This window comes from Nocardia abscessus NBRC 100374 (genome assembly GCF_000308455.1).
Classification (GTDB): domain Bacteria; phylum Actinomycetota; class Actinomycetes; order Mycobacteriales; family Mycobacteriaceae; genus Nocardia; species Nocardia abscessus.
The window spans coordinates 1-22,208 of record NZ_BAFP01000077.1 but is presented as its reverse complement, the minus strand read 5'-3'; the positions used below and the strand labels follow the sequence as shown (position 1 = coordinate 22,208).

Sequence of the window (22,208 nt, the reverse complement as noted above, 5' to 3'; positions counted from 1 at the left end):
AGCGGCGCTACGGCCGCCTTGGATCGCGGAGGTTCCGAAATGCGTCTCTACGCCACCACCGTCGGCATCGCCAGGGAGGACCGCCCCGGACTGCTTTCCGTGTTAGACCTGCCCTATCGGGATATCGGCGAGCTACTCGCGGGCCCGGGTCTCGAGCGCGCCCGCAACGCCGCCACGCGCCTCGAGCTGCCGTTGGCCGACGCAAGTTTGCGGGCGCCGGTGGCCCGTCCGGGCAAAGTGGTCATCGTCGGGTTGAACTACCCCAGCCATGCCGAGGAAGCCCTTGCGGCGTTCGCCGCACTCGGACGCACCGACATCGACCTGCCGACAGAACCGAGTATGCAGGTAACAGCAGGTTCTTCGGTGGCCGATCCCGGAGGGTTGATCCTCCTGCCCCCGGTTGCCGCCGACGAAGTCGACTATGAGGGCGAAGTCGCCGTCGTGATCGGCCGTGCCGCGACCAGTGTGAGTGCCGAGCAGGCGTGGGCGCACGTCGGCGGCCTCACCATTGCCAACGATGTCTCGGCACGCGATATCCAGCGGCGTGCGATGCTGGGCGACGCGGTGGCGTCGATCGGCGTAGCCAAGAGCTTCGATACCTTCACCCCACTGGGCCCGTGCCTGGTCACCGCGGACGAGTTCACCCTCGAGCCCGATCTCTCGATCCGGACCCGCGTGAATGGTGAACTGCGCCAGGAGGATCGCACCAGCAGCTTCATCCATACGATCCCGGAGCTGATCGCGCATCTGTCGAGATACCAGACGCTGCATCCAGGTGATGTGATCTGCACCGGCACACCGCGCGGCGCCGGGGTGTTCTCCGGCCAATTCCTCCGGCCGGGAGACCTGGTGGAGATCGAGGTGGAAGGCATCGGCGTGCTGACCAGTCTGGTGGCATCGGCATGAGCGTTGATCTCGAGCGCTCCGCCGCGACGGTCATTTCCGAAAAACGCTTGCCCACAACGACGTACGAACTGCTCGTCCGGTCGACCCGAGCCCACCCGGAGCGCCCGGCTCTGCACCTTCTGCCCGGCGGCGCCCGCTGGGATGAGCCCGTGACTTGGACCTACCGCGAGTTGACAGAACGAGTCACCCGAGCAGCGAATCTCTACGTCGCCCTCGGGCTCGAGCCCGGCGGCGTCGTCGGATTCCTGCTGCCCAGCACCGGTGCGACGTATGCCGCGCTGCTCGGCGCGCAGGCAGTAGGCATCGCAAACCCGGTCAATCCCATGCTCGCCACCGCGCACATCATCGAGATCATGCGCCTCACCGGCGTGCGTATTCTTCTCGCACCCGCACCGGAACTCGATGCCGACGGCTGGCAGAAGGCGTGTTCTGTCGCGGAGGCGCTGCCCGAATTGCGGGCGCTCATCTCCGTCGGCGGCAGCGCTCGTGCCGCACCGCGCACCTGGGTCGGTGATTTCGAGCAGCTGACCGCTGCCCGGCCGGCCGATCGACTGACCGGCGAATATCAATGCGGCCCTCGGGATATCGCGGCCTATTTCCACACCGGCGGCACCACAGGCATACCGAAGGTCGCACCGCACACTCATGCTGGAGAGGTCTACGTCGCCTGGGCTCTCGGTGAGCACGAGGCGTTCGGCGGCAATACCGTCGTGCTGAGTGGTCTGCCCCTGTTCCACGTCAACGCGATTCTGGTGTCCACGCTGACGCCGCTGCTTCGCGGTGGCGCCATCGTGTCCCTGGGCGCACTCGGTTACCGCGACCGCGATGCCATGGCCGACTTCTGGCGCATCGTGCAGCAATATCAGGTCACCACCTTCTCCGCAGTGCCGACGGTCTACGCGGCGCTCCCCCCGGTACCGGCGGACTCCGACGTGTCGAGCCTGCGGGCCGGAATCGTCGGGGCCGCACCACTGCCCGCCAGGGTGCGCGCCGACTTCGAGCAAGCCACCGGAGTGCCGATGGTCGAGGGTTACGGGCTTACCGAAGGTACCTGCGTGAACACCTTTTCCCCCATCACCGGCGCGCGCACCGGATCGGTTGGGCCGGCCCTGCCCTATCAAGAAGTCAAAGCGGTCCGGCTTGCGAGCGACCAACTGTCGTTCGACGACTGCGAGACCGGAGAAATCGGAGTGCTGGCGATCAAGGGACCCAGCGTATTTCCCGGATATCTCCGCCCCAGCGCGACCGGGCCGCGACCAGATCCGGACGGAGTGATCCTCGACGGATGGCTGATCACCGGCGATCTCGGCTGGGTGGATGCCGAAGGCTTCGTCTACCTCACCGGCCGCGAAAAGGATCTGATCATCCGCGGTGGCCACAACATCGATCCCCACCAGGTCGAAGACGCCCTGCTCGCGCACCCGGATGTGGCTGCAGCGGCGGTGGTTTCGCGGCCTGATTCGCATTCCGGCGAAGTACCGGCCGCCTACCTGGTCTTGCGGCCCGGAGCAAATCCGGATACCGACGAGCTCCGCCAGTGGGCGATCCAGCATGCCCCCGAGCCCGCTGCCACCCCGAAGTACCTCCACATCGTCGCCTCGATCCCGCTGACCGCGGTTGGCAAGGTGAACAAGGTGGCGCTGCGGCACGACTCGGTCGATCGCGTCGTCCAGCACGAATTGCAAGCCGGTGCGCTGCACGCCCACATCTTCGTGAAAGATCGAAACGGCCGGGCACACGCCGATATCCACCTGCCCGCCGACCTGCCCGAAAAACATGTTCGGGCGCTTGTAACCCGCTTGGACGCCTATTCGTTCTCCTACGAACTCCATAGCGCACAACGCGCCATCCCACCGGGAGCAGCCGGGTGACCGCCGCTGTGGTGACGATGTCGCATTCACCGCTCATCGGCAGAAGTGACCCGAATCCAGCTGCTGTGCACCGGATTTACAGCGCACTGGGACAGGCTCGCGACTTCGTGGCCGATTTCGCGCCCGAGCTCGTCGTACTGTATGTACCGGACCACTACAACGCCTTCTTCCACAAGACGATGCCCCAGTTCTGCCTCGGCGTCGATGCCTATTCGGTCGGCGATTTCGGATCCCGGCCCGGGCCCCTGCTCGTCGATACCGTCGCGGCCGAGCTGCTGGCCCAAGGCGTGCTGGACCGTGGGATTGATCCGGCGATCTCCGCGCGAATGCCTGTCGACCACGGATTCGTCCAGCCAACGAAGATCTTGTTCGGCGGGATCGATCGGATGCTGGTAGTGCCGGTGTTCATCAACGGCGTCGCCGCGCCATTCGGGCTTCCACACCGAATCCGATCGCTCGGACTAGCTCTCGGCCAGGCCGCCCGCGAGTTGCAGAAGCAGGTGCTCTTCGTCGGATCGGGAGGTTTGTCGAACGATTTACCCATGCCTTCCATCATGTCCGCAACACAGCGCGTGGCGGAGCCCCTCATCGAAGGGCACCCCACCCCCGAGCAGCGCGCTCGTATCGAACATCGAGTGCTGGTGACCGGCGTGAACTATAGAGCAGGCGCGCGGTCGCCGATCCCGATCAACCCTCACTGGGACAACCATGTCCTCGACGTCTTCGAACACGGCACCTCGACGAGGTCGACCGCTGGAGCGCGGCCTGGATGGGTGAAGAGGGCGGCGGCTCCGCGCACGAGGTCCGCACCTGGATCGCGGCTTACGCCTCGCTCTCTGCAACCGGCAGCTATCACACGACAACACGGTTCTATGAACCAGTGCCGGAATGGGTTGTCGGCTTCTCGGTTGCCACCGCCCTCGGCTCGGAGGCTGCTCGATGATCGGTGACAGCGACGACAATACCTACCTGACCGATTTCCGCACCCGGCTGCAACTGCCCGGAATCATTGACGTCCATACGCATTTCATGCCCGAGCAGGTCATGGCCAAGGTGTGGGCATACTTCGATTCGGCTCCGCTGGTCGGCCAGGAGTGGCCGATCGCCTACCGCGACGATGAACGGCTACGTTTGAAGACACTGCGCGGCTTCGGTGTTCGCGCGTTCACCTCACTGGTGTATCCGCACAAGCCGGATATGGCGGCGTGGCTCAACGAATGGACCGCCGATTTCGCCGAACGCACCCCTGACTGCCTGCACACGGCGACCTTCTATCCCGAACATTACGCCGACAGTTATGTGGAGGCGGCGATCGAGCGGGGTGCCCGGGTGTTCAAGGTGCACGTGCAGGTCGGCGACTTCCATCCCGGTGATCCGTTGTTGAATCCGGTGTGGGGCATACTCGAGGACACGGGGATACCGGTGCTGATCCACTGCGGCTCCGGACCCGTGCCCGGCCAGTACACCGGACCGGAGCCCATTGCCGGTCTGCTGCAACGCTATCCGCGCCTACAGCTGATCATCGCGCATATGGGCACACCCGAGTACTCCGAATTCCTGAATCTCGCCGAGGAATACCCAGGTGTGCACCTGGACACGACAATGGTGTGGACCGATTTCATCGAGGCTACCGCACCCTTTCCGACCGCTGAGCACGGCAGGCTGCGCTCGTTGAGTGACCGTATTCTGTTCGGTAGCGACTTTCCGAATATCCCTTACTCCTATGGGCATTCGATCAGTGCGCTCGAGCGCCTGGAGCTGGGTGACTCGTGGCTGCGACAGGTCTGCTACCGAAATGCCGCACGGCTCTTCGAAATCGCGTAACACTCACACCGATGCGACGGTGAACCTGGTTCGCCGGTGCGCTGGCCGCTCGGCCTCGTCGAGCAGCGCTACCGCGAATTCCGCCCGCAGGGCGGTGTCAGGGGTCGTCCACGCCGACAACTACTGCACCGGATGGCGCATGATCAACGTCCAGATCACGACCGACGCCGCCAGTGTCGTGGCTTTGGCGGCGAACCTCGATGACGACGGCACCGTCCCTGTGGTGTTCTCGGGTCGGCGCGAACCCTTCGTCGAAGACTTCAGTCTGGAGAACTACCGGGGCAGGATCGGGCAATTGCACACCCGGGTCGACTGGGGCTGGTCGCAAGTCGATGAAGCGATGCGTTGCGTGGTCAATCACTACCAGGAGTCGGGGGCAGCTGATCCTGCGTTCCGGGTGGAGCGGGATACGCCACCGCGCGCGACACGCGTGAATTGCGGTAGCAGGCACCCGAGCGGCCGGGGGTCCTACCATCTGCGCCGTCACGGATTCGGATCCGATTTTCGTGACAGCGTTGAGGACAAGCTACGCATCCGGAGGCCCGCTCGGAACCCTCACTCGACCGGCGGGCCTGCCGATGTGTCCGCCGATGCGACACTCCCGTGATCCACATTCACACGGTCATGGCCAGGCCCGCCCAACCTCGCAATCACAACTTTCACCAGGGCGGGCCAGCATGCTGAACCGTCGACTTATCTGGTGGCAGCGGTTTCGTGGTCGGGGTCAGCTGCCCCGTAGCGTGCCGTAGGAGACCGGGCGGGTTGACTCGTGAACCGTCTGTCGCCCTTGCGGGTTGACTTGCCCATGATGTGTCCACCTGCTCGGTCTCCGTTCACGGTCTGACTCGACAGAGGTGTGACGACAAGCTGCTGTGAGAGGTTCTTGAAGTCGACATGTCGGCCGTGGATTCCCTTGTTGCCATGACATTCATTCCTTTTGCAGCACAAGAACTTTCGCCGACAGGTACCGCGTCTGGCTGCGCGGCGCACCACCCTGTACCAGCTGCTGTGCGCAGTCGTACTGGCATTGGGCCGCTGCCCGAGCCCGGCTGACCGTTGTCGCTACCTCCGAGAACCGGCGGCGGACGCCTGCCGGTCCGACGTCGCGCGATGGATGAACCGAGCCAGTGTCGTGCCCAATGCGTCCTCGTCCAGTCCGAGCGAGAAGATCTCGGACAGGTGAGTGTGATCGGGCACGGTCACGAACAAGGGGACCGCATCACGTGCTTCGCGCATCGCGCCGATGAGCACCGCCGCCTGCTGATGAAAGTGCGGAACATCGAATTCGGCAGCGCCGAACAGCATCGGCACGTCTGATGCGACCAGGCCGGACAGCGCAGACTGCTCTACATGCTTTTCCGGATCGTCTCCGTAGTAGGCATGCAGCAATGCGTTCTGTTCAGCTGTGGGCGGGTCGTAGATCCCGGACAGCATGACCGCGCCGGCGATATCCGCTGGATCTGTTCCCGCGTGGCCCGCGACGAATGAGGAGACGTGGGCGCCACCTGCTGAATGACCTATGAGCACGATCTTGTCCGGGTCTCCCCCGAAGTCACCGGCGTGTTCGCGGGTCCACGCGATCGCGGAGGCGATGTCCTCTGCCGCAGCCGGCCATTTGTTCTGCGGGGCCAGCCGGTAGGTCATGGTCACCGCAACCATGCCGTGGCGAACCGCCCACCCTCCCACATTGTCGTAGTAGGGCAGTGCCGGATCGGACTTGTCTCCGCTGACGAAACCGCCGCCATGCACGAATAGCACTACGGGCCTGCTCGAGCCCGCCTCACGGGCTGTGTGGAGGTCGAGCCGGTTTCGCGGGTCAGGGCCGTAGACCAGATCTCGCTCGATCTCGGGCGCCCGGTAGTCATTCGCTTCATGCAATGGCGCAAACAGCTCCATCAGCGCTCGAGTCAATTCGGGGGTTACCTCCCGATCGGCACTACGAAGGTTGTCGATCACCTCAGCGGGCAGGTTGCTCATGGTGTGTGGTCTCCTTTGATGCTTTCGACGACCTGCCGGGCAGGAATCGCCGTGAAATTTGGATCCCGATGGGATTCAGGGGCCATTGGCGTCGGTTCCATCCATTACTGGATTCGCATGTTCGCCAGGTCAAAGTCGAGTGCTACCCACCTCTCCGGTCTCACGCACCGTGCTGTCAGCACCATTGCCATGTTGACCGTCGCAGCCTGTGCGGAGTTCTCGCGTAGGTTGCCCACGCTTGGCGTGGGGCGAGCTGCCGGAGGATGAGGCGATATCACCGGACGCCAGCGCCGGATAATCGGTATACCCGTGTTCGTCGCCACCGTAGTACGTAGCCCGGTCCGGGGTGTTGAGTGGGCCGCCTACCTCCAGCCGGGCTGGTAGATCGGGGTTGGCGAGGAAGAGGGCGCCGAAGGACAACAGGTCGGCGGAACCGTCTTCGATCAATCCCAGATCGTCCGGTCCGGTCGAACGACCGGGCGTCCAAGGATTGAGTAGAAACGGCCCTCGAAACGATGCGCGCAGCAGCGAAGTCAACGCGGGATCACCACGGTCCGAGACATGGAGATAGGCCAGCCCCAGCGGATTGACCGCCTCGACGAGCTTCTCGTATGTCTCTTCGGGGTCGACCTCCACGATGTCGTTGTTCGGGTTGGTCGGCGAGATGCGCAAGCCGACTCGATTCGCGCCGATCGCATTGGCGATCGCCGTTGCGACCTCGATGGTCATTCGTATGCGACCGGCGACCGACCCGCCCCATCCGTCCGTCCTGCGGTTGCTGTTCGGCGCCAGGAACTGGTGCAACAACTGGCCGTTGCCGCCGTGCACCTCGACACCGTCGAACCCGGCGTCCACGGCGTTTCGACCGGCGGTGGCGAAGTCCTGCACGGTCTGAAGGATTTCCGGTTCAGTCAGTTGTACCGGGGTGACGGTGTCACGCATCCGCCCGCCGGCGAACACTTGGCCCGCGGCCCGCACGGCCGATGGGCCAACTGGGGCTGAACCAGGCGGCAGGATGCTGGGATGGCTGATCCGCCCAGCGTGCATGAGCTGCGCGAATATCACCCCTCCTCTTTCATGGACGGCGTCGGTGACCGTTCGCCAAGCCGCGACCTGCTCCTCTGTATGCAGGCCCGGGGTGTTCGGGGTGCCCTGACCAACGGCTGAGGGCTGGACACCCTCCGTGATGATCAATCCGGCACTTGCACGCTGCGCGTAGTAGGTCGCCATAGCCGCTGTGGGGGTGGCCCCGGGCCCGTAGGCCCGGTTGCGGGTCATCGGCGCCATTACGATGCGGTTACGTAGGAACCGGGAACCGACCCGGATCGAGTCGAATGCCGTGACCATAACGCTCACTCTCGTTACTTCGATGGGATATCAGAGCTGGGTTTTTGCGGTTGCGGGAGCAGTGAAGCGCGCGCCGGAGTGCGTACGTGCCGAAGGCGAGCCAGCTGGCACCCATATCACAGCTTCACAAATTCGTATATTAAATATAGTTAATAACGGCAAAGTTGGCCACACCACGGCAACTGCCGTCCCTGCTGAGTGGATCAGGCCTCAGATCTGGGTTCGTTCACCCGCGGCGAGATCTCGGATGTAGTCACGCAGAGTTCGCGGTTTACGTCCGAGAATGGTTTCGAGTACCAAGCCGTTACCGCGAAGCCCGTGGTCGTCGTAGGAGCGAAATACCTCGGCGAACAAGGCGAGTTGCGTTGCGTTGAAACGGTTCGAGGCGACCGTTGCCCAGGCGTCGTAGCTTAATTCGGTGGCGCGTACCGGGCTCCCCAGGACTTCGCTGATCACGGCGACGACGTCGTGTCGGTCAAGAATCTCGCCGCTGCACAGCTCGAAGGTTCCGTTGTTCAAGCGATCCTCGGTGAGGGCGAGCGCGGCGACCTCAGCGACGTCGCGGTAGTCCACGCGCGCTACCCGCGCGGTGCTCGAGTAGGGCTCGGCGAGTTCGCCACGTTCGAGTACGCCGGGCCACGCGCCACCGATGTTCTGATAGAGCGTAACAGGCTGCAGGATTGTGAATTCCATGCCGGACCGGAACAGAGCGTCCTCGACGGGCCGTTTGGAGACGTGGTTCTCCAGCCGGTCAGACGGGTGGGCCACCCCGGAGAACACGATCTTCCTGACGCCGGCGCGCTGAGCGGCCGTCACGACGTTCAGGCCGAGCTGCGCTTCGTCCGCCACGAAAGCAGGCCCCAAGTGAAAGACGGCATCCACGCCAGCCATAGCCTGATCAAGGCTGCTGGAATCCCGGAGGTCACCCAGCACGACCTCGTCGGCACCGTTCTTTCTCGCCGTAGCTCCTTTCTCCTCGCTACGGACGAAACCTCGCACAATCGCGCCGCGCGAAGCGAGCTCGGGCACAAGAAGCCCCGCAACTCGGCCAGCGGCCCCGACCACCAGAACAGTCGGCCTCGGTTCTATCGTCATCTCAGTCTCCAGTTCGTTCCGGGTTCAGGGCTCGAGCAGAAAGTCTCGAACGAGGCGGATGAAGTCGGATCGCCGCTCGATCATCGACCAATGCCCGCATTGCCCGAGCGCCGCGAGATCGGAATTCCCGAGCAGCTCGAACAATCGGTAGGAGTTGGCAAGCGGAATAACCTGATCGTCACGTCCGTGGACAATGAGGGTGCGGTGTGTAATCAGGCGCAGTTCGTCATCGTCGAGCGCGAGTTCCTCGATCCACCTCTGCCTCGGTGCCGGGAACATGGCCGAGAAAGCTTCTTGTACCCCCGGCTGGATACTTGCCTCGTAACGCACTCGCGCGAGGTCGTCGGTCACGAGCTCGCGGGAGTGGGCAAAGACGTCGAGAACGGCACGCATGTTCTCCACGGACGGCTCGTAGCCCCAAACACGCTCGAGCCCAGGAGTGATCGGGAAGGAAACACCCATACTTCCCATCAGCACGAGCTTCCCGACTCGGTCAGGACAGCGTTGCGCCACCCGAAGCGCGATCGCTCCACCGAAGCTGTTGCCGACCAGGTGCGCGGTGGGGATATTCAACCGGTCCATCAGACCGAGGACCTGGTCGACCCACAGGTCAGGGCCGAGGTGCGTTTCGGCAGGTCGGTCGGAGTAGCCGAATCCGGCCATGTCCGGCGCAACGATCTGGAAGTCGGCCGCAAACTCGGGGATGACCAACCGCCAGTTGGCGTAAGCGGTGACACCCGGGCCCGAACCGTGGACGAGCAACACCCACTCTCCTGTAGTACCCGATGTCAGATAGTTGGTGCGGATCCCGCCGACGTTTGCGTTGTGGCCGATCTCGGGTCGTTGTGTTCGAGTCATTCTGGTCCTCGTCCTTGGACTGGGCGGATAGAGCGCGCGTCGATCCGGGATGACGTCCCTTCCCACAGAGAAATCGATGATCGGCGGCAGTTCGGCTGCGTCGATGATCGAGTTCCAGGCGGTCATGGAACAACAGGACTTGCAGGTGTGCCGCGGAGAAGGTCCGCGGCGGCGGATACGGGCTCTACATCGGCGAACACGGTGTCGAGCACTCGAAGACTGGCGCTGTGCAAGTCATCGAAATAGCCAGCGACGGCCTCGCGCGCAATCACCACTCGCAGGTCACGGAAAAACGCGTCTCGTGCCGTGGACTCGATACAGAAATCGGTTCGAACCCCGGCAAGTACCAGCGTGTCGACGCCCCATTCGGCCAGCAGCGACTCGAAACGCGTGCGATGAAATGCACTGAACCGCGTCTTGACGACCTCGCGATCGCGCGGGTCCGCATCGAGGGTGTCCAGCAATCTGCTACCCCACTCCCCTGACCGCAGCCCGGCGTGGCGAAGGAAGGGGCTGCGCTCGGCGAGAAGCCCGACATCGCTGTCGCTCGACCACTCCATGCGGACCCATACGATCGGTCGACCCGCATCACGTGCCGCCGCAACGAGCCCGTTGATCTGTGCCACGAGCTCCTCGAGCTCCGCGATACAAAGCCCGGCAGCTGCGAACACCCCATCCGGATGGCAGTAGTCGTTCTGCATGTCGATCACCACGAGTGCTGTCGACGGGCCCCGCCCCAGGGTCACCATTGCTGTCACCTGCCTGCGACCAGATCGGAGTGCGACGCTGCGGCCCGAGCCGCTCGCTCGACGTCCTCGCTCGCTATGGCCTCCACGATTTCGCGGTGCACTCGTACGCCATCCTCATGGCCGCGCTCCGGGACATCGGCAACTACGGATTGCAACCGACTCTCCACGAAATCGAGAAGCGAGAGGTAGGTGTGTCGGAGCACCCGGTTCGGGGTGATCTCGACCATCCGGCGGTGCAGTGCCCAGTTGAGCCGCAGGTACTCCTTCCATTCGAGCTCCGGCGCACCCATCGCCTCGGCGAGCTCACGCAGTTCCTCGAGGTCCCGCGCGCTGCGGTGCCGAGTTGCCTCGACGATGACGAGCGGGTCGAGGCAGTTGCGGACCGCGAGACTGTCCGCCACAGACACCGTCTCGCCACTGAGCTCGAGCATCTTTCGCCCCAAACGCACGAACAGGCTGGGCGCGGCCACGAAGATGCCACCGTTCGCGCCGGGTCGGACGGTGACGGCACCGCGGGCGCTGAGTAACCTGACCGCCTCGCTGAGCGTCGCCGGAGCAACACCGAACTCCGAGCGAAGGCTCTCCCTCGTACCCAGCCGATGCCCGATCGGCAGCATCTGCGCAGTGATGCGCGCCTCGAGACTGTGGGCGATCTCCTCGGCACGTGATGTTCGTGGAGCGAGCAACGGTTCAGAGTCGTTCATCGAAACTCCTATCCAAGGGATCCCGGACCGCCGGGGCGGACTCCAGGGTTGCCGAATCAGGAGCGCGGACGGCAGCGGGCAGTCGCAACAATCGATTCGCGTTGCCGCCGAGCACGGCCCTTCGGTCGTTTTCGGACAGGCCGAGGGCATCCACCGTCTCAACGGGGTGCCGATCGGCAAGGTCGAACGGGAAATCGGTACCGAGCAGCACTCGGTCCGCTCCGACATCGGCCACCAATCGCCGTAACGTCACGTGGTCGAACACCGCCGTGTCGTAATAGAGGTCACGAAGGTAGCGGGTGGGTGGCGCGGCCGACATCCGTGCAACACTCTTGCGTTTCCATCCCAGGTCCAGACGAGGTGCCACTCCCCGCAGACATCCGCCTCCGTGCGCCAAGCACAGCACTAGACGGTGACGGTCGAGGACACCACCGAATACGAGCCGGGCCGTGGCGAGGGCAGTTTCCGCCGGATACCCGAGCAGTTGCATCAGGTGATAGTCCGCAAGTCGCGCGGGTGCCGACGCTGTACTGGGGTGGAGCAGAACGAAACACTGGCGCCGTGCCAGCTCACCCCAGAGCTCCTCGTTGATCCGGTCATCGAGCTCCCGGCCCCCACCGAACGTGCCCGCTGTGACCCCCACGAACCCGAGCTCATCCTGGCACCGCGCCAACTCCTCCGTAGCCTGAGGCAACCCGACGGGGACAGTCCCCATGCCGAGCAGTGCCCCGCCGGACGCCGCGACGTGCTCTGCGATCGCGTCGTTGGTACGCCGAACGACATCCATAACGAGCTGGTCGTTTCGGCACTCCGACCCGAATACGAACGGTGGGGCCGATACCGCCTGGCTGGTCACTCCTACTGCGGCCATCGAATCGAGCCGGGCTGAGAGGTCGTACTGTTGCACAGGCAGTGGTACCGCTGCCCGCTCAGGCAGCCCGCTGATCATGGGTTCGATGCTCACGACGCCTGACGAGATACCGGCCAGGTCGGCAAGATCGCGGCGCGAAAGCCACTCGAGCAGCGGTAACGGGAGGATGTGGGCGTGCACGTCGATGACGGACACATCGGACTCCCCATGACGGTCGCCGTCGGTCACGAGCGGTCCTCGTGGTCCCACTCGTCGCCGAGAAGGGACCGAAGAAGCGCCATGGCCGGCGCGGACGACCCAGCCTCCTCCCCAGTGCCGTACACAATGCGCGCCAGCTGTGACAGCAGGTATGGGTGGAGTCCCATCTCGTGCAGTGCGCGAAAGTCTCGCTCGCGGATCGCAGTGCGTTCGGCATCTGAGAGGTCGTAAGCGGCCAGCACCGTCTCTTCGCCGAGCTCGAATCGCTCGCGCAACTCCCGATCCCACTTGAGATCCTGTACCAAATCGTTGGCCCGCAGTCTCGGGTCGAACTTGTCCAGTGGCATGTCGTTCACCGCCTCACGCTCGCATCGCCGGAGCGAGGTCCCATTTCACGGCGCCGACGCCGCATCGCCATTGGTCGAAGGCCACGTAGCCCAGCGACTGACACGGGCGCTCGCCGATCGCGCCCATGACCACCAGCCACGACAGCAATTCAGCCGTGCCGCCGGACCCAGCCTGCTCCATTCGCTCGAACGTCGCCTCGGCAAGCACTTTCTCGTGGTCGCCCTCCTCGAGCAGATCGAGCCACCATCGGTCGAATTTCTCATCGATCTCCAGGTAACGGGGCCCGCCTGGTTCATGGCTCAGCCCACCAGAACCGAGCAGCCCGATCCGAAGGCCTTCCGGGAGTGCTTTCCCGATTGCAGCGCCGAGCGCCTGCCCAAATGTGTAGCACGCCAGACCATCCGCCACCGGCGGCACAGTGCAGTTCTGCAGAATCGGAACGACGGCAGGCCCGTCGGACGTGAGCCCAGTCATGGTAAGTGGCACAGACAGGTTGTCGTCGAACCGGAGGTTGTCCTTTGCGCCCCGCAGGCGCAGTCCGGTGTGCGCAGTGGCTGCCAGCAACGCCTCTGCCACATCGGGGGCACCACGAAGCTCATAGTCCTCCACCCGCAGCCACGGCTTGAACCATTCATCGGGCCCGCGATGCTGCTCGGCAAGCCCGAACGTAAAGTCCGGGTAGTCGTACAGACGAGCATTCGCAACGTGGTCATTGCCGATGACCAACAGCACGTCCGTCTCCGAGTCGAGCACCGCCTTCCGCATCTCCCCATACGCCAGCCGAACGGTCCGCTGATCGTCAGGGTCGGCCTTGCCGAACCACCCGGTCAAGCCGGGCGTATGACTCGCAGCCATAGCAACGCTGATCTCTGCCATGTCGCCGCACTCCTTAATCATCCAGTCGCCTCACGAGACTTCCATCTCGATATATTGAATATAGTAGTTTGCGGGTACCGCCGCAACCTATCCGCCAGCGGGTTCGATTACGGTCCGGCGCGCCCGGATCTCAGCGCGGGACGGTTTCCGGGTTTGCGGCGAGGTCGAGAGTGATGTCGACGATGAGGTCTTCCTGACCACCGACCAGGCCGCGGCGGCCGACCTCGAGCAGGATGCTGCGCACGTCCAGGCCGTACCGCTGCGAAGCCGCTTCGGCGTGGCGGAGGAACGACGAGTACACGCCGGCGCGGCCGAGGGTCAGTGTTTCGCGGTCGACACGGACGGGCCGATCCTGCAGAGGCCGGACCAGATCGTCCGCGGCATCCTGGAGTGCGAACAGGTCGGCGTTGTGCTTCCACCCGTGCAGATCGGCCACCGCGACGAACGGTTCGATCGGGCAATTCCCGGCCCCGGCCCCGTGGCCCGCCAGCGAGGCATCGATACGGGTGACGCCCTCTTCCACGGCAACGACGGAGTTGGCCACCGATAACGACAGGTTCTCGTGGGCATGGATACCGATCTCGGTCGACTCGTCCAGCACTTCCCGATAGGCCCGGATGCGCTGGCGCACACCGTCCATGGTCAAGCGCCCACCGGAATCGGTGACATACACGCAGTGCGCGCCGTAGGACTCCATGAGCTTCGCCTGGTCCGCAAGTTCGGCCGGGGTGGCCATATGGCTCATCATGAGGAAGCCGGACACGTCCATGCCGAGGTCACGGGCGGTCGCGATGTGTTGCGCGGAGACGTCGGCCTCGGTGCAGTGAGTGGCGATGCGGACCGACCGAACGCCCAGCCCGTAGGCATTTTCGAGCTCCTTGATGGTGCCGATACCGGGCAGCAGCAAGGTGGTCAAGCGTGCGTGGGTGAGGTTCGCCGCCGCGGCCTCGATCCATTCCCAGTCGGTGTTGCTGCCGGGCCCATAGTTCAGCGACCCGCCGGCAAGGCCGTCTCCGTGGGCGACTTCGATCCCGTCGACGCCCGCGGCGTCGAGTGCGGCGACGATGCGGCCGACGTCGTCGGGGGTTATGCGATGGCGGACGGCGTGCATGCCATCACGGAGGGTGACATCTTGAAGGAACAGTTGTGTAGTCATCGGGTCGCTCCCGGGGAGGCCGCCGGTGCGGCGATCGTGTCGGCGATGCTTTCCGCGTAACGCACCGCGGCCGACGTCATGATGTCGAGGTTTCCGGCGTAGGCCGGCAGGTAGTGTGCGGCTCCTTCGATTTCCAGGAACACCGACACCTGGTGGGTGGGTGCCGCCGATTCGCCGGTAGTGAGGGTGCCGACAGGCTGGTCGTCCGGCACGGCGGTGATCTGAACGTCTTGTTTGAGTCGGTATCCGGGCACGTAGGTGGCGACGTCGCCGACCATGGCCCGGATCGAGGCGCGGATGGCCTCGTGGACGGAGGGGTCGGGAGTGGAGATCAGGCACAGGACCGTGTCGCGCATGATCAGCGGTGGCTCGGCCGGATTGAGGATGATGATCGCTTTGCCACGGGCCGCACCACCGACGGTCTCGATGGCGTGGGCAGTGGTTTCGGTGAATTCGTCGATATTGGCGCGGGTTCCAGGGCCCGCCGACTTCGAGGCAATGGAGGCGACGATTTCGGCGTAGGCGACCGGTGTCACGCGGGAGACCGCCGCCACGATCGGGATGGTGGCCTGCCCGCCGCAGGTCACCATGTTGACGTTGGCGACGTCACGGTGTGCGTCGAGGTTGACCGCAGGGACGACGAAGGGGCCGAGTGCGGCGGGGGTGAGGTCGATCAGCCGTTTGCCGAGTGGCTCGAGTACGGCGGCGTTGGCGGCGTGCGCCTTGGCGGAGGTAGCGTCGAAGACGACATCGATCTGCCCGAAGTTCGGCAGCGCCACCAGGCCCTGTACACCCTCGGATGTGGTGGGAACGCCGAGTCCGCGGGCACGGGCCAGACCGTCGGAGTCGGGATGGATCCCCACCATCGCACCCATACACAGCTTGCGAGAATGGCGGACCACCTTGATCATCAGGTCGGTGCCGATGTTGCCCGATCCGATCACCGCCACCGTGACGGCGCCGTTGTTGTCGTTCATGGGTGTCACTCCTGGATGAAGGTTGTGGTGACCGACCCAAGGTCGGTGATCTCGGCCCGGACCGTGCCGGCGGTGTCGATCGTGGCCATCGGGCCCAACGCGCCCGACAAGATGACCTGCCCGGCGCGCAGCGGTTGGCCGAAGTCGCGGGCAGTGTGCGCAAGCCAGGTCAGCGCGCGAAGCGGGTCACCCAGGCAAGCCGCGCCGGTCCCGGTCGACACGGTGCAGTCGTCGATCGCCATCTGCATCTGCACCGAGACCGGGGTAAAGGAGTCGAGGCTACGGCGCTCGGTCCCGAGAACGAACAGTCCGCTCGAGCCATTGTCGGCGACGGTGTCGGCGAAGGTGATGTCCCACCCGGCAATACGGCTGTCGACAATCTCGAGCGCAGCGACCGCGTAGTCGACGGCAGCACCGATCTGGCCGCCGTCGAGAGCGCCGTCGACCAGATCGTGGGCGAGCACGAAGGCGATCTCCGCTTCGACTCTCGGCTGCAGCAGCCGGCTCAACGGAATCGGGACACTTTGCTCGTAACGCATGTCGTCGAGCAGCACGCCGAAGTCCGGCTGGTCGACGCCGAGTTGCTGCTGCACCGCTGCGGAGGTCAGTCCGATCTTGCGACCGACGACGGCCGCGCCTGCGGCGACCCGGCCTGCGATGATCCTCTCCTGGACGGCGTACGCGGCCACCACGTCGTCGGTGCCGATCAGATCGCGCACCGGCGCACAGGGGGTCCGGGTTCGGGCGGCCGTGATCAACCGCTCTGCAGCGGCCACACGGTCGGTGTCGGTCGTGGCGGGCGTGCTGGCGCCCGGTTGTCTACTCATCTGGCTTCCCCAGGGGTTGGTCGATCGTGGGTAAGGCATAAGGAAATTGGTGAAGAATGTGCGCCCACCCTCGCCGCGGCAGCTGCCACCCGCCTAGCATCGCGTTCCACTGAGTCGAACACGACCCGATATCGTGAAGGAAGAACCCAGGTCAGGGATCGGAGGTGGCGTCCATGGCGCCCGAACAGCGAGTCGACCGCACGACGGTGCTCGGCAAAGTCGTGGCAACGTTGAACGCGTTCGGGATCGAGGACTCGACCCTGTCGCTAGCCGAGTTGACGCAGCGCACCGCCATCCCCAAAGGGGCGCTGCACCGGGTGCTGGCCGACATGGTGGCGGTACGCGTGTTGGAGCGAGTCCGGCACGAATACCGGCTCGGCGGATATCTGTTCGAGCTGGGCATGCGAGCCTCGGTCGAGCGGAGCCTGCTCGAAGTCGCGATCCCGTTCCTGGAAGACCTTTACGTGCGCACGCAGGAGACCGTGCATCTGGGCGTTCTCGACGGACCGGAGGTGCTGTACCTGTCGAAGATCAGCGGCCACCGGCAAGCAACCGCACCGTCGAGAATCGGCGGCCGCATGCCGGTGCACTGCACCGCGATCGGCAAAGTGCTCCTGGCCCACGCTGACAACGCATTACGCACCCAGGTGCTGTCCGGCCCCCTCCCCCGCTACACCGCCCGCACCATGACCCTCCCCGGCCCACTGCGCACCCAGCTCGACATCACCACCGAAGGCGTCGGCTACGAATACGAGGAATCGGCCACCGGCATCGCCTGCGTCGCCGTGCCCGTCCACGACGGCGACGGCATCGTCGCCGCGATCAGCGTCACTGGCCCGACACACCGATTCCGCCCCGACAACCACACCGCGTCCGTCCGCGCCGCCGCCGAAGGAATCGGAAACACCCTTGGTCGCCGAAACCGCATGCTTCTCGAACAGTATTCAGGCAAAACGTCGGAGCCGGCCCACGTAACCGACAGGGATGCGAAGCCCAACCGATGAGTTGTCACCCGCGCGCCGGACTCCGGCCGTCAACGCTTACGGCTACCGGGCATCGGCGTGGGTGCCGATGCGTCGCTGACCGCTCGCATCCGGCCGCCGCATGCACGCGGATCACCATCGAAGCCGGGGCCCGTGGCACAGTCGGTGCGCCGGGCACCTGCTTCGATGGCGGTACTACTCCGCCGCTCCGACGAGTATTCCGGCAGGCAGGATTCGGCATCGTGCGGTCGTGCAGCCGGTCGGCGCCGGATCGGTCGCCGGACAGCGCTCTGCGACGTCTGAACGGTAGCCGTGGCGGAATGGCCACTAAGGGCCGGGAGTTGGTCGGCCCGGACCGCCATGGAGACTGGCCGCCCCGCCGTGCTGTCGTCACGGTGCACGGTATCGGCGTCAACTTCTGCCGCTTCGCCGAGGTCGCGGACTTCGAGACATTGGTTATCGGCATGGAATTGCCGCCAGTGGAGGCCCGGCGGTTCGAGGCGCTCGGCCCCTCAGTGATACGTGCGTGACCGTGCCCGGAACCCGAACATATTGCAGTGCTCGGCGGCACCGGCCGGAAACCGATTGCCGGTTACCGTTCGTCTCGAGGTCCACGCCGTTGTGAACCGCCGTCGGCGTCGTTGCCGGGCAGCGAGGGTGTCGAGCACCCGCACCCCAAGACGGACGAATTCCCGGTACCGGGCTCTATTCGATCTACCAGTGCATTCCTATCTCCTTGCGGTGACTACGCATGTCGGATCGCGTCTTGCTGTTCAGAGGACTGGGTCGGTGCCCTCCTCTCCCTTGTCATCCGCCCCTGTTATCCGATTCGGCCTCTGCGAATTACGCTTGTCCCCAACGGCAGCTGGAGATGTCGTGCGCTTATTTCATTCACCAATTCGGCGTAGCCCTCACGTGCTTCGCCGAGGTGAAACCATGCCTGGTGCCGCAGTACGGCGTCCGCCGAATGCACTACCGCCCACCACGTCTCGACGTAGGTGTTTGCGATGTGGCTGATCACCTCACCGAGCGAATGTGTGTGTTTGCGTGCGCATTTCGTGGGCGGGATGTTGCGCTCCGCCCACGCATCGATCTTGCCGACGACCTTATCGATCAGTGCATGAATGTGCTCACAATCGAAGCTGCGTGGCCGCAGCCCCTGGCCCAGCCGCAGCGGTAGTAGTTGGGCGTGCAGTTCACCAGGTTCGCGCGCCCACAGATCTCGCCGCCACACGGTGGCTTGCGGCTGGCCACGATCGCCTCCAGGGTCAACCGAATTCGTGGTCAGCCCGCGACCACACGGGGTTCGGCCACCGCTTTGAGGCCCTCGACGCCGAACTCCAGCCCGTATCCTGAGTTCTTCACACCGCCGAACGGGATGTTCGGATGTACCGCGCCATGCGCGTTGATCCAGACCGTGCCCGCCCGTAACCGCGCGGCCACCGCGCGCGCCACCGCTCGGTCGCTCGACCACACCGAGGCGCCCAGCCCAGCGTCCAGACCGTTTGCGCTTGCGATCGCATCCTCGATGTTCGCGTACTTGATGACCGGCAATACCGGGCCGAACTGTTCCTCGTCGACCAGTGCGACACCGTCTCCGAGATCGGCGATGATGGTGGCGGCAAAGAAGTTCGGACCCAGTTCAGGAACGGGCTCGCCACCGACGACGACCCGTCCGCCCCGGTCCTTGGCATCGTCGACGAGGCGTTTGACGATGTCGAACTGTTTGGAGTTCTGTAAGGGTCCGAGAACATTGCCTTCGTCGAGTCCGTAACCCATCGGCATACGCTCGGCCACGGCGGCGAGTGCGTCGATAACCTCGTCATAGATCGATTCGTGTACATAGAGACGCTTGAGTGCCGCGCAGGTCTGGCCGGTGTTGATGAACGCGCCCCAGAACAAGTCCTCGGCGATCGTCTCCGGATCGGCGTCGGGCAGCACGATACCGGCGTCGTTGCCGCCGAGTTCCAGGGTGAGGCGGGCAAGATTGGCGCCCGAAGCCGCGACGATTCTGCGTCCGGTCACCGTCGATCCGGTGAACATCACTTTGCCGATATCCCCGTGCGCGGCCAGCCGGGCACCGACTTCTCGATCGCTCGATACGATCGGGACCAGCACGTCGGGCGGCAGCACAGCATTCAGCACGTCCACCAGGGCGAGCACGCTCAACGGTGTGTACTCGCTCGGTTTGACGACGACAGTGTTCCCCATCCGCAGCGAGGGCGCGATTTGCCAGATGGCAATCATCAGCGGCCAGTTCCATGGGCCGATCGCCGCGACTACACCGATAGCGCGGTAGGTCAGCTCGGCATGGTCGGTGCCATCCTCGATGAGGATCTCCGTCTCGAGGGTTATCGTCGCCGCCGCGCGCAACCAGGTAGCGCAAGCGCCCACCTCGAAGCGCGCATTGGGCCCGTCGAGCGGCTTTCCCTGCTCGCGAGAAAGCAAGCGTGCGAGCGCTTCGGCATGTGCGTCGACGGCGTCCGCCACCTCGAGCAGCGATTGGGCGCGCGCTTCGTGGCCGAGTTCCTCCCAGGCCGGCTGTGCGGCCTTCGCTCGGGCCACGGCGGCCGCCACGTCGGCAACGGCGTGTTCCGGGGCGTATCCGATCGTTTCTCGGGTAGCCGCGTCCGGAATGGCACGACCAGTTTCTGGTGTTGCCTGCACACGCGCAAGCAGGCTCTCTTCAACGGACTGGATGTCGGGCATCGGGTCTCCTTACGGGTTCTCCCCCTCCAGTAGCTGAGGGACAACCAGGAGAATGCCGTGCGTCACACCTAAGGAATATGACGACCGAGCACACGCATACGACGAGAGTGCACCATCGTCCCGCCGCCGCAGCTGTCCGATCCTGAATTCCGCGTTCTACTATCGAGCACATGCCCGACAAGGCAGGACCCTCGACCGGATCACAGACCCTGAGCCGCGGCATCTGACTGCTCGAGATTCTCGCCGCAGCCGGTCGGAGCCTGACCATCGATGAGCTGGCGGGTTCTCTCGGTGTCCATCGTTCGGTCGCCTACCGGCTGCTGCGCACGCTCGAGGACCACGGTCTGACCGCCCGCGAAGGCTCGGGCCGCGTCGTGCTGGGCGCCGGGCTGGCGGCCCTGGCAGCCGGTGTCTCGCGCGACCTGCAGCACGCCGCGCTGCCCGAACTGAGGGTGGTGGCAAACGAGTTGGGGATGACCTCACTGCTGGCTGTCACGCTCGACGGAGACGAAGCCGTCACTCTCTCCAGCGCGGCACCGCAGCACAGTGTCGCCGTGGCGTACCGGCCGGGACATCGCCATCCGCTCACCCGCGGCGCACCCGGGAAGGCGATCCTGCTCGGCCTTCCCGAGAGCACCTGGCCGGAGGGGCTGCGCGCGGAGCTCGAGCGAAGTCGCGCACGCGGCTTCACCGTTATACGGCCCGATTCACCTCTCACACAAGGAGCGGTGAGACAGCCCAATTCGTAGTGGTCCCAACTCCGCAACCAACCCGCCTCGGACTGCGCATCGACCGGACGAGTGATGTGCTCCGCTCAGTTGCTCGATGATCACGCCGGCGACATCGTCGAGCACGCCGCGAGATTCGAGGGCGAGGTCGGTCTCGCAACGACTTTGCAAGCCCGAAGTAATCGTATACGATATAAGATATGAAAGTAGAGCGAGGTGATTCGGTTTCCGTGCAGAGTGCAGACCCGCCGGTCACCTCACCGCCGACGGTGCCGGGCAAGATCATCGCGGTCGACCTCAGCTATGAGTCACGAGCCGTGCAGCGCGGGCGCCGCGCCGTCGTACTTCTTGAAGCCCTCCAGCTCCCTGGCGGCGTCGGGTTCGGCCATCGAGCGACCCGCCGGAACCGAACTGCTCGCCTACGAGGGAGAGGTCGCCCTGGTCATCGGCGCCGCGGCGCGCAATGTCTCGATCGAGGACGCCTGGTCCCATGTCGCCTGGGTGACCGCCGCGAACGACTGGGGACTCTACGACCTGCGCGACAACGACAAGGGCGCCAATGTGCGCAACAAGGGGCGCGACGGCTACACACCGGTCGGCCCTCACCTCATCGCCGCCCGGCACGTCGATCCGGCGGCGCTGCGGGTGCGCACCTGGCACAACGGACTGCTGGTGCAGAATGACACCACGGCGGCGATGATCTTCCCGCTCACACAGTTGGTGGCCGACCTGTCGCAGCATCTGACGTTGGAGACCGGCGACGTCATCCTTACCGGCACCCCCGCCGGATCCTCGGTCGCGCAGACGTGGTCGAGGTCGAGGTCGATGCGCCCGATGTGGCGGGTGTTCCCTCGACCGGGCGGCTCGTGACGCGAGTGACCACAGGTTCCCGAACCTTCGACCCCACGCTCGGGTCGATGCCCTCGGTCGACGACCGGCAGCGCGAGGAGGCATGGGGATCCCGTACTGCCGCAGGCCATGGAACACACCGTTCATGCTGGAGAGCTGGAAACTGGCTCCCGCGTTGGCCACCGGCAACACCGTGGTCCTCAAACCCGCGGAACTCACGCCCCTGTCGGCGTCGCTGTGGGCGGGCATCTTCGAGGAAGCCGGGCTGCCCGCCGGCGTGTTCAACCTCGTCAACGGACTGGGCCAAGACGCCGGCGACGCCCTCGTGAAACACCCGGAGGTCCCGCTCATCTCA

At 64.9% G+C, this 22,208-nt stretch carries 22 protein-coding genes and 2 pseudogenes; 11 read left to right on the top strand and 13 right to left on the bottom strand.

Annotated elements, in window-relative coordinates:
• The first annotated feature begins 39 nt into the window (after positions 1-39).
• From ON19_RS14865 to ON19_RS43300, 5 genes are all read left to right on the top strand, one after another.
• Positions 40-906, top strand: a complete 867-nt coding sequence (locus ON19_RS14865) for a fumarylacetoacetate hydrolase family protein (protein ID WP_043691782.1) — start codon at positions 40-42, stop codon at positions 904-906.
• On the top strand, positions 903-2,777 hold the full coding sequence (locus tag ON19_RS14860; RefSeq protein WP_051168888.1) for an acyl-CoA synthetase: 1,875 nt from the start codon (positions 903-905) through the stop codon (positions 2,775-2,777). The genes ON19_RS14865 and ON19_RS14860 overlap by 4 nt, the downstream gene beginning before the upstream one ends.
• The gene (locus ON19_RS14855; protein WP_483243685.1) at positions 2,774-3,727 is read left to right on the top strand and encodes a 3-carboxyethylcatechol 2,3-dioxygenase; all 954 of its coding nucleotides are present in this window, start codon (positions 2,774-2,776) and stop codon (positions 3,725-3,727) included. Before ON19_RS14860 ends, ON19_RS14855 begins: the two co-directional genes overlap by 4 nt.
• The gene (locus tag ON19_RS14850) at positions 3,717-4,601 is read left to right on the top strand and encodes an amidohydrolase family protein (RefSeq protein ID WP_051168887.1); all 885 of its coding nucleotides are present in this window, start codon (positions 3,717-3,719) and stop codon (positions 4,599-4,601) included. Before ON19_RS14855 ends, ON19_RS14850 begins: the two co-directional genes overlap by 11 nt.
• Positions 4,602-4,740: 139 nt before the next feature.
• Positions 4,741-5,208 carry a vWA domain-containing protein gene (locus tag ON19_RS43300; RefSeq protein WP_218006419.1) on the top strand — a complete coding sequence of 156 codons (468 nt, stop codon included), beginning with the start codon at positions 4,741-4,743 and terminating at the stop codon, positions 5,206-5,208.
• A gap of 455 nt (positions 5,209-5,663) precedes the next feature.
• Here the strand turns inward: ON19_RS43300 and ON19_RS14840 are convergent, their stop codons facing one another.
• The 12 genes from ON19_RS14840 to ON19_RS14785 form a co-directional block, all read right to left on the bottom strand.
• Entirely contained in the window at positions 5,664-6,578 is a 915-nt protein-coding gene (locus ON19_RS14840) for an alpha/beta hydrolase (RefSeq protein ID WP_051168885.1), read from the bottom strand.
• Positions 6,579-6,707: 129 nt separating this feature from the next.
• Complete coding sequence (locus ON19_RS39740) at positions 6,708-7,925, bottom strand: alkene reductase (RefSeq protein ID WP_083899382.1); 1,218 nt, start codon at positions 7,923-7,925, stop codon at positions 6,708-6,710.
• Between the two features lie 210 nt (positions 7,926-8,135).
• Entirely contained in the window at positions 8,136-9,020 is an 885-nt protein-coding gene (locus tag ON19_RS14830) for an NmrA family NAD(P)-binding protein (protein ID WP_043691778.1), read from the bottom strand.
• A gap of 24 nt (positions 9,021-9,044) precedes the next feature.
• Positions 9,045-9,878, bottom strand: a complete 834-nt coding sequence (locus tag ON19_RS14825) for an alpha/beta fold hydrolase (RefSeq protein WP_043691917.1) — start codon at positions 9,876-9,878, stop codon at positions 9,045-9,047.
• A 122-nt stretch (positions 9,879-10,000) separates the two neighbouring features.
• Positions 10,001-10,627, bottom strand: coding sequence for a cysteine hydrolase family protein (locus tag ON19_RS14820; RefSeq protein WP_043691774.1), 627 nt, complete (start codon positions 10,625-10,627; stop codon positions 10,001-10,003).
• Positions 10,628-10,632: 5 nt separating this feature from the next.
• Positions 10,633-11,331, bottom strand: a complete 699-nt coding sequence (locus tag ON19_RS14815; RefSeq protein WP_043691770.1) for a FadR/GntR family transcriptional regulator — start codon at positions 11,329-11,331, stop codon at positions 10,633-10,635.
• Entirely contained in the window at positions 11,318-12,430 is a 1,113-nt protein-coding gene (locus ON19_RS14810; protein ID WP_063709432.1) for an amidohydrolase family protein, read from the bottom strand. The genes ON19_RS14815 and ON19_RS14810 overlap by 14 nt, the downstream gene beginning before the upstream one ends.
• Positions 12,427-12,747, bottom strand: a complete 321-nt coding sequence (locus tag ON19_RS14805) for an extradiol ring-cleavage dioxygenase (protein ID WP_043691766.1) — start codon at positions 12,745-12,747, stop codon at positions 12,427-12,429. Before ON19_RS14805 ends, ON19_RS14810 begins: the two co-directional genes overlap by 4 nt.
• Before the next feature lie 13 nt (positions 12,748-12,760).
• The gene (locus ON19_RS14800; RefSeq protein ID WP_043691911.1) at positions 12,761-13,624 is read right to left on the bottom strand and encodes a DODA-type extradiol aromatic ring-opening family dioxygenase; all 864 of its coding nucleotides are present in this window, start codon (positions 13,622-13,624) and stop codon (positions 12,761-12,763) included.
• A gap of 130 nt (positions 13,625-13,754) precedes the next feature.
• Positions 13,755-14,780, bottom strand: a complete 1,026-nt coding sequence (gene dmpG, locus ON19_RS14795; RefSeq protein WP_043691764.1) for a 4-hydroxy-2-oxovalerate aldolase — start codon at positions 14,778-14,780, stop codon at positions 13,755-13,757.
• Positions 14,777-15,757 carry an acetaldehyde dehydrogenase (acetylating) gene (locus tag ON19_RS14790; RefSeq protein WP_043691762.1) on the bottom strand — a complete coding sequence of 327 codons (981 nt, stop codon included), beginning with the start codon at positions 15,755-15,757 and terminating at the stop codon, positions 14,777-14,779. The genes dmpG and ON19_RS14790 overlap by 4 nt, the downstream gene beginning before the upstream one ends.
• A gap of 5 nt (positions 15,758-15,762) precedes the next feature.
• Positions 15,763-16,584 (bottom strand): 2-keto-4-pentenoate hydratase, encoded by an 822-nt coding sequence (locus ON19_RS14785; protein ID WP_043691759.1) that lies wholly within the window; start codon positions 16,582-16,584, stop codon positions 15,763-15,765.
• A gap of 173 nt (positions 16,585-16,757) precedes the next feature.
• On the opposite strand from ON19_RS14785, the gene ON19_RS14780 reads away from it, so the two are divergent.
• Positions 16,758-17,588: an IclR family transcriptional regulator gene (locus ON19_RS14780; RefSeq protein ID WP_083899381.1), complete on the top strand. Its 831-nt coding sequence runs from the start codon at positions 16,758-16,760 to the stop codon at positions 17,586-17,588.
• A 299-nt stretch (positions 17,589-17,887) separates the two neighbouring features.
• The gene (locus ON19_RS14775) at positions 17,888-18,097 is read left to right on the top strand and encodes a hypothetical protein (protein ID WP_043691756.1); all 210 of its coding nucleotides are present in this window, start codon (positions 17,888-17,890) and stop codon (positions 18,095-18,097) included.
• Positions 18,098-18,851: 754 nt separating this feature from the next.
• On the opposite strand, the gene ON19_RS14765 is transcribed toward ON19_RS14775, so the two are convergent.
• Positions 18,852-20,276, bottom strand: a complete 1,425-nt coding sequence (locus ON19_RS14765; RefSeq protein ID WP_043691749.1) for an aldehyde dehydrogenase family protein — start codon at positions 20,274-20,276, stop codon at positions 18,852-18,854.
• Between the two features lie 227 nt (positions 20,277-20,503).
• Between ON19_RS14765 and ON19_RS44675 the strand changes: the two are divergent.
• The 4 genes and pseudogenes from ON19_RS44675 to ON19_RS40215 form a co-directional block, all read left to right on the top strand.
• Positions 20,504-20,620 (top strand): annotated as a pseudogene (locus ON19_RS44675) (helix-turn-helix domain-containing protein); the annotation flags it as partial.
• Positions 20,621-20,650: 30 nt separating this feature from the next.
• Positions 20,651-21,025 (top strand): IclR family transcriptional regulator domain-containing protein, encoded by a 375-nt coding sequence (locus ON19_RS40220; protein ID WP_051168884.1) that lies wholly within the window; start codon positions 20,651-20,653, stop codon positions 21,023-21,025.
• 179 nt (positions 21,026-21,204) lie between these two features.
• Positions 21,205-21,981: pseudogene (locus tag ON19_RS14755) on the top strand (fumarylacetoacetate hydrolase family protein); the annotation flags it as partial.
• The coding region (locus ON19_RS40215; protein WP_280925714.1) for an aldehyde dehydrogenase family protein at positions 21,957-22,208 on the top strand (252 nt) is incomplete at its 3' end. The pseudogene ON19_RS14755 and the gene ON19_RS40215, both read left to right, overlap by 25 nt.

Coding starts and splice junctions, on each gene's coding strand:
- ON19_RS14865 (WP_043691782.1), top strand. CDS start 40: ATGCGTCTCTACGCCACCACCGTCGGCATCGCCAGGGAGGACCGCCCC.
- ON19_RS14785 (WP_043691759.1), bottom strand. CDS start 16,584: ATGAGTAGACAACCGGGCGCCAGCACGCCCGCCACGACCGACACCGAC.
- ON19_RS43300 (WP_218006419.1), top strand. CDS start 4,741: ATGATCAACGTCCAGATCACGACCGACGCCGCCAGTGTCGTGGCTTTG.
- ON19_RS14805 (WP_043691766.1), bottom strand. CDS start 12,747: ATGCCACTGGACAAGTTCGACCCGAGACTGCGGGCCAACGATTTGGTA.
- ON19_RS14860 (WP_051168888.1), top strand. CDS start 903: ATGAGCGTTGATCTCGAGCGCTCCGCCGCGACGGTCATTTCCGAAAAA.
- ON19_RS39740 (WP_083899382.1), bottom strand. CDS start 7,925: ATGGTCACGGCATTCGACTCGATCCGGGTCGGTTCCCGGTTCCTACGT.
- ON19_RS14800 (WP_043691911.1), bottom strand. CDS start 13,624: ATGGCAGAGATCAGCGTTGCTATGGCTGCGAGTCATACGCCCGGCTTG.
- ON19_RS14815 (WP_043691770.1), bottom strand. CDS start 11,331: ATGAACGACTCTGAACCGTTGCTCGCTCCACGAACATCACGTGCCGAG.
- dmpG (WP_043691764.1), bottom strand. CDS start 14,780: ATGACTACACAACTGTTCCTTCAAGATGTCACCCTCCGTGATGGCATG.
- ON19_RS14790 (WP_043691762.1), bottom strand. CDS start 15,757: ATGAACGACAACAACGGCGCCGTCACGGTGGCGGTGATCGGATCGGGC.
- ON19_RS14765 (WP_043691749.1), bottom strand. CDS start 20,276: ATGCCCGACATCCAGTCCGTTGAAGAGAGCCTGCTTGCGCGTGTGCAG.
- ON19_RS14775 (WP_043691756.1), top strand. CDS start 17,888: ATGGCCACTAAGGGCCGGGAGTTGGTCGGCCCGGACCGCCATGGAGAC.
- ON19_RS14825 (WP_043691917.1), bottom strand. CDS start 9,878: ATGACTCGAACACAACGACCCGAGATCGGCCACAACGCAAACGTCGGC.
- ON19_RS14850 (WP_051168887.1), top strand. CDS start 3,717: ATGATCGGTGACAGCGACGACAATACCTACCTGACCGATTTCCGCACC.
- ON19_RS14840 (WP_051168885.1), bottom strand. CDS start 6,578: ATGAGCAACCTGCCCGCTGAGGTGATCGACAACCTTCGTAGTGCCGAT.
- ON19_RS14820 (WP_043691774.1), bottom strand. CDS start 10,627: ATGGTGACCCTGGGGCGGGGCCCGTCGACAGCACTCGTGGTGATCGAC.
- ON19_RS14780 (WP_083899381.1), top strand. CDS start 16,758: ATGGCGCCCGAACAGCGAGTCGACCGCACGACGGTGCTCGGCAAAGTC.
- ON19_RS14830 (WP_043691778.1), bottom strand. CDS start 9,020: ATGACGATAGAACCGAGGCCGACTGTTCTGGTGGTCGGGGCCGCTGGC.